Origin of the sequence: Actinokineospora auranticolor, assembly GCF_041897805.1 — a bacterium.
In the GTDB taxonomy this organism is placed as follows: Bacteria; Actinomycetota; Actinomycetes; order Mycobacteriales; family Pseudonocardiaceae; genus Actinokineospora; species Actinokineospora auranticolor.
Map to the genome: position 1 here is coordinate 2,566,107 of NZ_CP154825.1, position 12,233 is coordinate 2,578,339.

Sequence of the window (12,233 nt, forward strand, 5' to 3'; positions counted from 1 at the left end):
CGAGGCATCGCTGTGTGCGTGAAAGGGCTTCCCTCGGACACGATCATCCTCGCACCCTCAGTCGAGGCACCGCCGATGCGTTGCCCGGAGTGGCTGTGGAGGCTTCTGGTGTCGGCGGTGGACATCATCGACGAGAGGGACCCCGGGCGTGCGGGAGAGGTCGCCCTGTTCACCGGGACTGGATGACCCACCAACCCGCCGACGGCCCCTACGACGGAGACCTCGTCCTGCGTCCGGTTCCCGCCCCCAACGACCGTGGGACCGTCCGAGCGCAGCCGGTTTCCCGGCCGCCGCCCTGGCATCTCCAGAAGAACTCCGTGCAGCGGCGTTCGGACCACCACTGCGTCAGCCGGTCCACCTCACCGTCCCCTCCCTCCTCGCGCAGTCGCGCGGGGTTGCGGCAGGCGGCCAGGGCGTAGAGGAAGCCGTTCATACCGAGCCGGAGCGCCCGAGAGATCCCCGGCACTCCTGGCCCTTGGGGTCTCGGCCAAGATTGACAGCGGTGATCAAAAGTAACAGAACCGTGCCCTCGCCGTGACCGGCTGTACCGTGATCACGTCCGTCGATGTTCGGCGAGTGGTGATGATGATCGGCCGTCACTTCATCGTTCCCAGAAACTCCTGCGCTATAGGAGGCCGATTTTCGATGCCAAGCTGCTGACCGTGACCAAGTCGTGACCTTGGCCAACTCGAACGCGGTGCACAGTGCTGAGCACTCCAACCACCGTGCTTGGCCGTCGCGCTCACCGCGCGACCTTCGGGACCTACGGTTGGTCTGCAGGTCTGGGCGACACGCTCGATCCACTCACAGCGACCGCTCGCTGGTGCGGGTGGCCACTGGGGCGGGTGGCAGCGTAAGAATACTTCGGGTGATCTCGGATCAGTCGGGCTCTCTCGCAGACAGGCGCTCGGCTGTTCGGACAAGATTGGTGCCAGCAGGCTAGGGACGTAGTGGACGGGATGTTGCATGGCGGCGGGGTACAGCGGAGGGCTCGAGCTCACCTGGACGAACAAGGACAAGGCGCTGCTATCCACGGGGGACGGCAAGTACGATTACACGTTCGTCGATCGAGCCGACTACCGCGTCTCTGAGGTTCGGCTGCTGCACGAGGCTGAGCGCGTCGAAGCGCTGGCGCCCAACAGTCGGCCGGATGGGCTGCCCGAGCCCACAACCGACAACCTCCTCATCACGGGCGACGCCATGCATGCTCTGGACGTCCTCAACAAGGTCCCCGAGTACGCCGAGCGCTACCTCGGCAAGGTGAAGTTGGTGTACATCGATCCTCCCTTCAACACGGGGCAGGCGTTCACCCACTACGACGACAACATCGAGCACTCGATCTGGCTTACGATGCTTCGCGACCGGTTGAGGCAGATCAAGCCGCTCCTGTCCGATGATGGCTCGGTATGGGTGCATCTCGACGACGCCGAGGTGCACCGCTGCCGCTCGGTGCTGGACGAAGAACTCGGTTCCGAGAACTTCGTTGCAGAGGTCGTGTGGCAGAAGGCCACTTCGCCGCGTAACGACACCACGGGCTTCTCGATCTCCCATGACAGTCTGCTGGTGTACCGCAAGACGGATCGCTGGGCACCGAACCGAATGAAGAGGCTTGCATCCTCGAATACATCCCGCTACCGGTCCCGAGACGGCGACCCGGTGCCGTGGCGCGACGGGGACGCAACCGCGGGGAAGGCTTCTACCAATCACCCGATGGTTTACGCCATCCAACACCCCAATGCCACTAACTTAAGCAAGGAGCTGCTATTATTTTCGGGTGGCTCGCGTGGTGCAGGTTCGTGGTGGTGTCGTTGATTCGTCGGCTGTTCGGTTGACCGATCGGATCTCGTTGGGTGTGTTGGCGGAGGTTTTTCCTCGAGATGTGATCGAGGATGTGTTGAACGAGACGGGCCGTCGCGAGTTGCGGTCTCGGTTGCTTCCCGCGCATGTGGTGGTGCGGTTTTGTTTGGGGATGTGCCTGTTTTTCGATGATGATTACGAGGAGGTGATGCGGAAGCTTGTTGGGTCGTTGCGGTCTGTGGGTTCGTGGCGTGGTGAGTGGAATGTTCCCTCGACGGCGGCTATTTCCAAGGCTCGGAAGCGGTTGGGGGTCGAGCCGTTGAGTCTGTTGTTTGAGCGGGTCGCTGTTCCGGTGGCGGGGCGGGGTACCACAGGGGCGTGGTTGGCGTCGCGTCGGTTGATGGCGATGGATGGGTTCTCCGTGGATGTTCCGGATACGCCCGAGAACGCGGCGGAGTTCGGTCGACAGCGTAATCAGTCGGTCGAGTCCGCGTTTCCGCGGGCGTTGATGATCGTGTTGGGCGAGTGTGGTTCCCGCGCGATCGTGGGGGCCGCGATCGCCGGGTGCCTGACCAGCGAGAAAACTCTCGCGAGAGACATCATCGGGTCTGTCGAGCCGGACATGCTGGTGATCGCAGATCGGGGATTCTACGGTTTCGATCTGTGGAACGAGTTCCGTCGTACTGGCGCTGACCTGCTGTGGAGGGTGAGTTCGGCTGTCACGTTGCCGGTGTTGGAGTGGTTGCCCGACGGTTCGTATCGCTCGATCCTGGTCAGTTCGGCCGTGCGCCGAGGGCGCCGGGATCGGCTGATCGATAAGGCCCGCCGCGGCGAGGATTGTCGTTCCGAGGATGCGCAACCTGTTCGGGTGGTCGAATATCAGGTTCCCGACCGGGCGGGTGACGGGGCGGCCGAGGTCGTGTGCGTGGTGACGTCGATTCTCGACCCGGCCGAGGCGACCGCCATGGAATTGGCTCTCGCCTACCATGAACGCTGGGAATGCGAGGGTTTGATCGATGAGATGAAGACCCATCAACAAGGATCGGGTAAGACGCTGCGGTCGAGATCGCCCGACATGGTGCGTCAGGAACTGTGGGCGTTCCTGCTCGCACACTATGGCATTCGGCGTTTGATGTGCTCGGCGGCCGACGAGGCCGACGTCGACCCTGATCGACTGTCCTTCATGCGGTCTCTTCGAGTCATCCGACGCCAGGTCCCCGCCGAGGCGGATTTTTCCCCCTGAACGCCAAGCGAGAGCGTTATCGGAGACCCGCGCGGAAATCAACGAGAGACACCTCGCGGCCCGAAGGCACCGAACGTACCCCCGTGTGGCCAAACGTGGACGCCATAAACGCTACCCCACCAAAAAAGGCAAACATCAAGGCGTTCGACATCAGGGTCCGGCCACCATCAGAATCCTCGCACCTAGCCTAAGTTAGTGGCATTGATCCAACACCCGACCACCGGCGGGTTGATGTACCCGACCCCCGGTCGATGCTGGGGCAAGGCGCAGTCTTGGTTCCTTGAGCAGATGAACGAGTACGCCAAATATGAACTGCGCGATATCGGCGATGAGGAACGCCGAGCCACCATCTGCGGCACGACCCCGGAGCTGGTCAAGCCGGGCGTCCCGGCCATCATGCTCGCCGAGCCGTTGGAAGACGCAGCCAAGGCAGCACGCGCCAGGTACAAGGCGGGATCCTGGCCCGAGTTGGTCTTCCTCGACCTGGACAAGGAACGTATCCAGCGCAAGAAGCACCTGGCCGATGAGGGACGCGTCCCGGAGACACTGTGGTTCGCATCGGACGTCGGCGGGTCGCTGCGCGGCAAGAACCAGGTCCGAGACTTGTTCCCGGACCTCCACGCCTTCGCCACCCCGAAGCCAGAGGAACTGCTCCAACGGGTCATCCACATCGGCTCGAACCCCGGCGACATCGTCCTCGACTGCTACGGCGGCTCTGGGACGACCGCAGCGGTTGCCCACAAGATGGGTCGCCGCTGGGTAACCGTCGAGCTGCTCCCAGCCACGGTGGCTACTTATACGAAGCCACGGCTTACACGGGTAGTGAACGGCGATGAGCCAGGCGGGATTACCACCTCGACGGAGCGCCTCGCAGACGCCGACCTGCCGGACGATGTGACGCCCGACGAGGCGCAGGAGTTTAACCGGCTCCTGACCAAGGTCATGAAGGTTGTCGACGTCGATAAGGACGCAGTAAAGGCTCTCCGGAACGCCACGAAGACCAGAAGTCAGACCACGACCCTCTGGCACGGCGGTGGCGGATTCACGCACCTCGAAGTCGGCCCGTCGATGTTCGAGAGCGTTGCCGACATCGTCGTCCTCGCTGAATGGGCCACCCAGGGCGACCTCGCGCGAGCCATGTGCGCCCAACTCGGCGTTCGCTACCGGCCTGACGGGATCTTCGCCGCCAAGCGCGGTCAGGTGCGTTACGTAATCCTGGACGGCCTCGTCGGGCACGGCACAGTGGCGGCGATCCTCGACCAACTTCCCGAGAAGCAGATCGTCGAAGTCTGGGCGACCCAGATCGACCCAGACGCCGAAGCGGCGCTTCGCAAGGCCCGAAAGGGATCACAGCTGACGAAGATCCCCGAGGCCGTGCTCGACACCTATCGGCGACGGGCTGCCAAGACCTCTCCGTTCACGCGCCGTACTCAGCAACCGGAGGGAGCCGACTCATGAGCGGCATGCACATCAATGACGACCTCCTCTCCGAGATCGCCCACCGACTCGAACTGCGCACGCCCAACCGCGCAGCGGTCGAGAGCGTCGCAGCGATGACCTCAATGCACTTTGACGTCGATGCGAAAGAGGCCCCATTCGAGTGCGTCGTCGACTCGGCCACCGGGGTCGGCAAGACCTACGTCATGGCCGGACTCATCGAGTACTTCGCCGGCCTGGAGAACCCCGCCCGCAACTTCCTGCTCCTCGCCCCAGGTCGCACGATTCGGGATAAGAGCATCAAGAACTTCAGCCCCGGCCACCGCAAGTCACTGACCGACGCGATGGAGTCCGAGCCGTTCGTGATCACGGCCGACAACTTCAAAAGCCCGGCAACGCGCAAGGTGATGGAGGACAACAGCAGGACCAAGCTGTTCATCTTCACCGTCCAGGCACTCACCTCGAAGACCGGTGAAGGGCGCGCCACACACGAGTACCAGGAGTGGCTCGGCGGGTCCTTGTTCCACTGGCTCAGCAACCTCGATGACCTGGTCATCCTTGCCGACGAGCACCACTGCTACCGCGGCCCGGCGTTCTCGAAGACCATCACCGACCTGCGGCCCGAACTCGTCGTCGGCCTGACGGCAACACCTGCGAAGGCGGACGAGAATCTCGTCGTCTACCGCTACCCCTTGGCCCGTGCGATCACGGACCAACTCGTCAAGACGCCTGTCCTCGTCGCACGCAAGGACGACCGGAACGACGACCACACCAAACTCCTCGACGGGGTCACCCTGCTCCGCTACAAGGAGCGCCTCGCCCATGCACGGTGCGACGAGGAAGGCATCCCGCGCATGAACCCGGTCATGCTCGTCATCGCGCAAGTGAGGTGCTTCGAAGTTTCCGGACAGTGGACCAAGTAGAATTGGGTTCTCTGGAAGGAGACGGTTTTGGCGGGATCAAGGAGGAGTTTCTCTCGGGAGTATCGGGAGGAAGCGGCGAAGTTGGTGATCGAGACCGGGCGTCCGATCGCTCAGGTGGCGAAGGAACTTGGTGTCGGTGAGGTGAGTCTAGGGAAGTGGGTCAAGGATTATCGGGCGGCGCAGGGCGGCGACGAGTCGCCGTTGGATGTGTCGGAGCGGGCGAGGCTGCGTGAGTTGGAGCGGGAAGCGCGTGATCTGCGGTTGGAGAACGAGTTCCTGAAAAAAGCTGCCGCGTACTTTGCCAAGGATCATCGGTGAGCGACCGGTTCGAGTTCATCGACGCACAGCACGCTGCCGCAGATAAGGACGTGGACGTCTCGACATCGTTGCCGGTGACACGGATGTGCCGGATTCTCGATGTCTCCCGATCGGGGTTCTACGAATGGAGGACTCGCCCGATGTCGGGCACCGCGGCGCGGCGGGGTGAGCTGTCACGGTTGGTTGTCGGGTTTTTCGAGGCGTCCGACGGCACGTACGGGTATCGGCGGATCCACGCCGATCTCGTCGCCCAGGGCGTGGAGTGCGGGCCGGAGTTGGTGCGTCAGGTCATGCGTGAGCTGGGGCTGCGTCCGTGTCAGCCCCGGCCGTGGCGGTTCGTCCTCACCGCCGGCGACGGCCAGGTCCATGACGTCCCCGACCTCGTCCGCCGCGATTTCACCGCCGCCGAACCCGGTCGAAAAGCGGTGGGTGACATCACCTATATTCCGACGGATGAGGGATGGCTCTACCTCGCGACCGTGATCGACTGTCACACCAAGGCGGTCACCGGGTGGGCGATGGACGACAACTACAAGACACCGTTGATCGAGACGGCCATCCATCGCGCCGTTCGGAACGGCCATCTCACCGACAACGCGATATTCCACTCCGATCGCGGCAGCAACTACACCTCCGCCACCTTCGCCGCCACTCTCGCGTCCCTACACATCCGACAGTCCGTGGGCCGCACCGGTATCTGCTACGACAACGCACCGGCGGAATCGTTCTTCGCCACTCTCAAGAACGAACTCGTTCACCGCACCCGATACCCGACCCGCGAACACGCCCGCCGAGACATTGCCCGCTATATCGAACTCCGCTACAATTCGCGACGGAGACACTCCGCACTCGGATACCGCACGCCACGAGAAGTGCACCACGCATACCACGCTCGAAAGTCAGCGATACCGACCGTTGTTTAGCCGCTGTCCGGAGACTTCGAGGCACCCCAAAGACACGGCCGAAGCCGATCGTTACCAGGAGTTGTTCGACAGTGAAGCGTTCGACAACGGCGCTTGGATCGGCCGCACGCTGCTCGTCCACTCAAACCTGAAGGGCGACGAGAAGGAAGCGGCATTGGCCGCGCTGGAGGACGTGGAGGACCCGCAGTCACCCGTCCGCGTCATCATCAGCGTGGGCATGCTGAAGGAAGGCTGGGACGTCAAGAACGTCTACGTCATCGCCTCCATGCGCGCCAGCGTGTCATCCGTGCTCACCGAACAGACGCTGGGTCGAGGTATGAGACTCCCGTTTGGGACGTACACCGGGGTCGAGATGCTCGACACTGTCGAGGTGCTCGCTCACGAGCGCTACGAGGCCCTGCTGGCTAAGCGGCAAGCGCTTAACGAGAAGTTCATTGACCACGCCGTACTCGCCGAGATCCGCCGCACCGCAGAGGGCAAGCTGGTCGCCCGCAGAAAGATCGTCAACGAAGCGGCCGATGTCATCCCCGCAGGTGCGGCGCAAAACGACGCCGTTGCCGGTGACAAGACGCCCGCCGCCCAGCAGACCTCTGGCTCGCTCCCTGTGGAGCCCGCGCCTGCGGGTGGCATCGTCGACTTGCAGCGTCTCCTTGGGAAGGCCAAGGACGCGGCAGAGCAGACCGAGTCCAACATTCGGAAGCACTACCCGCTCCCGGACCGCGCTGAGATCGCGATTCCGTACACACAGAAGGTCGCCTCCAAGGCGGTGATCTCCCTCAACCAGATCCATGACGACGCCCCGTTCACCGCGCTCGGCAAGGCCCTGGCGACCGAGGCCGATACCGAATTGCGCCGGACACTGCTGCGGCCCGACGAAGGCGGCACGGTCCGCGGCGTGCAAGCCGAGGCGAGGGTCGAGGCCCTTGCCCTTGATATCCCACTTGAAACCTCTCGCGCTGGTCTCGTGAAAGCCATAATGCGCGCCCCGAGCGTCCGCCCGGAAGCAGGAGAGGCCCGCGCGGCGCAGCGCCTCGCTGATTTGGTAATCGACGGTATGGGAACCGGCGCGCAAAAGCACTTGTCCGCATTCTGGGAGCGTGCGTGCCGTAGGCTCACCAACCTCGTTACGGACCAGCTGAAGAAGGTCGCCGGTCAGGACGTTGTGTTCTCCGATGAGGTGAAGTTCCAGAGGTTGCAGAAGGAGCGCCAGGTCGCCAAGGAACACCTTGGCGGGCACTCCGAGCCGCACTCGAAGTCAGTCGCCTACAACGGTTGGAAGAAGTGCCTCTACGAGTATGCCTGGTTCGACACTTCACCTGAGTACAAGGCTGCACAGGCGCTCGACGAGGCCCCCAACGTCATCGTGTGGGCACGCCTCCACATCAACGACCTTCCGATCACCTGGACGCAGGAGGGCCGCGAGTACAACCCCGACCTCGTCGCAATCGAGGAGGTCGACGGGCAACGAACGTGCTGGCTCATCGAGACCAAAATGAACAAGGACGCCAACGCCGAAGACGTCCAGGCCAAGGCGAAGGCCGCCAAGACCTGGGCCAACACCGTCAACAACAGCGGCAAAGTCGACGGCAGATGGCACTATATCCTCCTGACCGAAGATGACGTCAATGACGCCGGACTCGACTGGAATCAGATGAAAGCGTTCGGCGCACGGTAGGCAACGCCAGCCGCCATGCTCACAACGAGTACAGTTCCAGGGACCGGGAGAGCCAGGCCCACACCAGCAACGACCTTCGACCGAGGAAGGGACGACGCCGCGCACACACGCCCAACAAATGCTCGACGAGGCACGCGCGGGCTGCACCCACACCACAAACCCCTGCGACGAGGCAAAGACCGACTTTAACCCCTGGTTGTCGCGACGACCGTATAAACCACCGATATCAGGTGGCAGGTGCCCGGCCTGCTGCCACCGGCGTAGCACCCTCGGCCGTAGTTGTCAGGCCCGGCAATCCGGTCCAGGTCCGCGCCGGTCGGCCTCCGGCCCCTGGCCCACTAGTCATATAGTACGCCCACATCCGCTGCTCGGTGGTCGGCTCGGCCAGCGGCCTAGCGCTGTCCGGGACCACCCCGAGACGCGCCACCGACCCGGTCTCATCGTTGGTCCCGCCCGTCTCGCCGGTTTCGTTCGCGGTCTCTCTGGGCCGTCGCACCATCACCAGTCTCTATGTGCGGCTGCCAACTGCTACAGGTGTATGAACGCTTCCTCCAACTGGCGAAGTCAAGCCATGCCGGTGAAACCCCAGTTGATTTAATAACTGCGAACGCTATACTTGCGGACCATGACTATGCTGGCCGCGTTCCGATGCAGCAACGGAGTCGTCGCCGTCTCTGACGGACGGACGACATTTCAGGCCCAAAAACTCGACAATACGATCAAATCGTGCGCGGTGGATTCTGACCTTAAAGCTGTCATTCTGACCTGCGGCCGAGCTACCGTTCACGATGAGCATACGATTGCGTTCATTCGTCGAACCGCTGGCGTCGAGTTGAGATCGTGCGTATCTCTGCAGGGGTCGTGCGAAACGGTGATCGACAGGCTGCGGTCAATAGAAGACGAGGATCCGAGCAAGCTTAGCCCTATAGGAGTAGTGGTAGTCGGGTATAATCCTGGTGTAGTTTATCCCGAATACCAATTCTTTTACGTCCACCCCTCTGGTCAATCTGACCTAGGACGTGCGCAGGAGTTGAAAACTTTTGCGGTGGAGCCGAACCCGCATACTCTGCGGCCGAACTCGTCCGCAACTGCTTTGAAACGCCTATCGACGCCTATTTGGCTAGTCTAGACTCCGTTGCCGGCTACTATCAGGACGAGTGCGATTTGGCTGACGTGCCAATGGCAAGCGCGGCCAGGATAGTGGCTTTCCGGTTGAGTGGCGTTATTTCGGCAAATGTTACGACCTTTAATGAGATTGCATTGGAGGAACTTGGCGAATGTATCAGATTGGTCCCGGGTGCGAAATGCAGTGCGAAATTTACAACTGGGGCCCTTACGGTAAGGACGGCGAGAACTTGGAAACGTCACCCTTCTAGGCATTTTGCACTAGTTAGATAGGTGTACGTTCCGGACGAACATGAGCAAATCTGATCGCTGGACCTGGTGTTTCCGTGCGATGTGAGCGGCTCGTCCGTGGGTGGTTTCCGCGCTGCTTGAGCATTCTCTGCCCTGTGTAGTGCGCACGGTCTGCGGCATGACCGGATGTTCGTGATGACGCGAACAAGATGGTTCTGTGGTGCTTGCCGGTCTGCGATTGGTCCATGATCGTCGTGATGTGGCGGTGTGGTCGATCCATGTTTGTAGTGCGTCGGCTTGGTCGTGCTGATCAAGGTCGCGGAGAACCGAGACGAGATCGCGTCCCGTCCGCGGGGTGTCGGGGTGGTCCTCGCCCAGCACGCGGCGGTAGCGCGCCAGGGTGTCCTCGTCGAGATCGCGCGCGGCCCGGTGGTCGCCTGTGGCGTGTAGTCGGAGGGCGAGGTCGTTGGCGGTGCCGAGGGTGGTGGTTGGGTTCTTCACCAGCCCGCCCGATCCCTGCACGAGCAGGGCCGAGCTGTTGAGCAGGCTGGTGGCCTCGCGGTAGCGGGCCACCGCCTGGCACAGGATGGCGAGGGCGTCGGCGTCCCAGACGGTCAGCACCTTGCGGGCGACCAGTCCGGGTGCGAGCCGGTCCCGGATCGCGCGGGCCGAGTCGGACAGCCGGTCCGGCGGTTCGACCTCGGCATCGGGTGGGACCGGCTCGCGGGTGTTGATCCGGTCGGGGCGGTCACCGTGCAGCACGCGCAGCGACGTGGGCTTGGGTGCGGGTCCACGCTTGCCCACTGACCGCCCCGTCTCGTGGCAGTCGGCGAGCTGATCGGAGGGCTGGAACCCGTACAGGCGGGGATGCGCTCGCCCTGGCAGCCGCGAACGTCATTCGTATTAAGGTGTGCCGGTGTCCATGACGATCGCGGTGCCGTACGACGAGCGCCTGTTCAAGCGCACGACCCAGTTCCTGCTCCGTCCGCAGCTCAACCGGCTCTACGTGCTGGGCGCGGTGCTCGTCGCGCTTGGCGTCGCCATGCTGACCCTGACGACGATCGACAAGGTGGTGGGGGTCGTCTGTGTGATCCTCGGCCCCCTGCTGGTGTTCCGCATCGGGCGGGTCACGGCCGCCCAGGCGCTGGAGGCGCATTGGTCCGCCACTCGGGCCGCGTTCAACCTGGTGATCGACGACCAGTGGGTGAGCATCGCGTACCCGCTGGCCCAGATGCGGTGCCACTGGGAGACGCTGGCGCGGGTCGTGGAGAAGCCCGACGTCTGGTACCTGATGTTCACCAAGTCGCAGGCAGTCCCGCTGCCCAAGAACCTCATGACCCCGGAGCAGCAGGCCGAGTTCGCCGCCCTCGCCGCCGCGCGGACGTCGGTGGTCCCGCTACGGCGTGCGCCGGCCCAGCGCGCGTGAAATAGCCCGGCCACCGGCCTTCCTTCGACTTCGGGTTGGGACAGAAGGCGTGCACCGTAGCGACCTCCTTTCTGGGAAACATGAACAAATGCTCACGCGGTGCTCAAGTACACCCGGAAGTGTTCAGATTCGAGCGGAAACTACATATATGGTTACCTGGCCGGGCGCGTCGCTCCGGCGTAGTCGTCGCCGTTGTAGCGGTAGGGTTCGTTCTTGACGACCTGGCCGAAGTCGGGTGCGTCGATCATGAGGCCGCCGCCGAGGTAGAGGCCGACGTGGTGGATTTTGGCGGGTGTGCCGTAGAAGACGAGGTCGCCGGGCAGGAGTGGTTGTCCGTCGGGGACTCGTGGTCCGGCGTGGAACTGGGTGTGCGCGGTGCGGGGCAGGGTGATTCCGGCGGCGGCGTAGGCGGCGGTGGTCAGGCCGGAGCAGTCGAAGCCCGTGTCGCCTCGGGAGGGGCCGTTGCCGCCCCATTCGTAGGGCAGTCCTCGTTGTCCGCAGGCGTAGTTGATCGCGGCGAGCGCGGCGGGGTTGGGGGCCTGGATGGCGTCGCAGTCACCGGCGCCGGTTTCGCCGGTGCCACCGAGGATGGCTTGGGTGTAGAGGGCGGCTTGGGCGAGGACTTTGTCGACGTAGCGGTCGTCGTGGTTGTAGGCGAACACGGCGGCGCGGAGGTCGCCCTGGCGGGCTCCGTTGTCGCAGAGCAGGAACGCGGCGGCGTGGATGGCGTCGCTCGGGTTGTACCGCGATGGTGGTGAGACCCCTCCGGGGGGCAGTGGGTGCGCGGCGACGACGCTGGCGAAGGTCGAGGCGAGGAACTGCATCGGGCCACCGGCGCCGGCGGAGTTCTCGCCGTCGCGGACGCCGGGCAGGGTGGAGCGGCCGTGGTCGGTCTCGGCCTTGCCGATGGCGGCCAGCACGGTCCAGGGCAGGCCGGGGCAGTCGGGGGCGGCGGTGACGTAGAGCTGGCAGTAGTCGGGTGGGATGTCGGCGATCGGCGTGGAGCACTTGGCCAGGGTGATGGTGTCCGAACCGCCGAAGATGGCCGAGAGCACCCCGGCGACACCGGCGCCGGGCAGGACGACGATGAGCAGCAGCACCGCGGCGGCGGTGAGGACCAGCTTGGTGGGCATCG

The 12,233-nt window shown here is 63.7% G+C and carries 9 protein-coding genes; 7 read left to right on the top strand and 2 right to left on the bottom strand.

The window, feature by feature from the left end; all coding sequences use genetic code 11:
* The first annotated feature begins 966 nt into the window (after nucleotides 1-966).
* From V5P93_RS11815 to V5P93_RS11840, 6 genes are all read left to right on the top strand, one after another.
* On the top strand, nucleotides 967-1,812 hold the full coding sequence (locus V5P93_RS11815) for a DNA methyltransferase (protein ID WP_219824173.1): 846 nt from the start codon (nucleotides 967-969) through the stop codon (nucleotides 1,810-1,812).
* Entirely contained in the window at nucleotides 1,784-3,040 is a 1,257-nt protein-coding gene (locus tag V5P93_RS11820) for an IS4 family transposase (protein WP_374066483.1), read from the top strand. The genes V5P93_RS11815 and V5P93_RS11820 overlap by 29 nt, the downstream gene beginning before the upstream one ends.
* 195 nt (nucleotides 3,041-3,235) lie before the next feature.
* Nucleotides 3,236-4,498, top strand: coding sequence for a DNA methyltransferase (locus V5P93_RS11825; RefSeq protein ID WP_219824219.1), 1,263 nt, complete (start codon nucleotides 3,236-3,238; stop codon nucleotides 4,496-4,498).
* Nucleotides 4,495-5,400, top strand: a complete 906-nt coding sequence (locus V5P93_RS11830) for a DEAD/DEAH box helicase (protein WP_104483684.1) — start codon at nucleotides 4,495-4,497, stop codon at nucleotides 5,398-5,400. Before V5P93_RS11825 ends, V5P93_RS11830 begins: the two co-directional genes overlap by 4 nt.
* 27 nt (nucleotides 5,401-5,427) lie before the next feature.
* Nucleotides 5,428-6,641 (top strand): IS3 family transposase gene (locus V5P93_RS11835; protein WP_104483686.1). Its coding sequence is split into 2 segments (ribosomal slippage): nucleotides 5,428-5,680 and nucleotides 5,680-6,641, totalling 1,215 coding nucleotides; the frame shifts between segments, so codons are not numbered across the junction.
* A gap of 61 nt (nucleotides 6,642-6,702) precedes the next feature.
* Nucleotides 6,703-8,316, top strand: coding sequence for a hypothetical protein (locus V5P93_RS11840; protein ID WP_104483371.1), 1,614 nt, complete (start codon nucleotides 6,703-6,705; stop codon nucleotides 8,314-8,316).
* A gap of 1,386 nt (nucleotides 8,317-9,702) precedes the next feature.
* Here V5P93_RS11840 and V5P93_RS11845 read toward each other — a convergent pair.
* Nucleotides 9,703-10,434: a tetratricopeptide repeat protein gene (locus V5P93_RS11845; RefSeq protein WP_219824203.1), complete on the bottom strand. Its 732-nt coding sequence runs from the start codon at nucleotides 10,432-10,434 to the stop codon at nucleotides 9,703-9,705.
* 160 nt (nucleotides 10,435-10,594) lie between these two features.
* Here V5P93_RS11845 and V5P93_RS11850 point away from each other — a divergent pair, with 160 nt between their 5' ends.
* A complete protein-coding gene (locus tag V5P93_RS11850; protein ID WP_104483369.1) occupies nucleotides 10,595-11,098 on the top strand; it encodes a YcxB family protein in 504 nt (167 codons plus the stop codon).
* Between the two features lie 152 nt (nucleotides 11,099-11,250).
* Here the strand turns inward: V5P93_RS11850 and V5P93_RS11855 are convergent, their stop codons facing one another.
* Nucleotides 11,251-12,231, bottom strand: coding sequence for a bifunctional lysozyme/C40 family peptidase (locus tag V5P93_RS11855; protein WP_104483379.1), 981 nt, complete (start codon nucleotides 12,229-12,231; stop codon nucleotides 11,251-11,253).
* Between the last annotated feature and the right edge of the window lie 2 nt (nucleotides 12,232-12,233).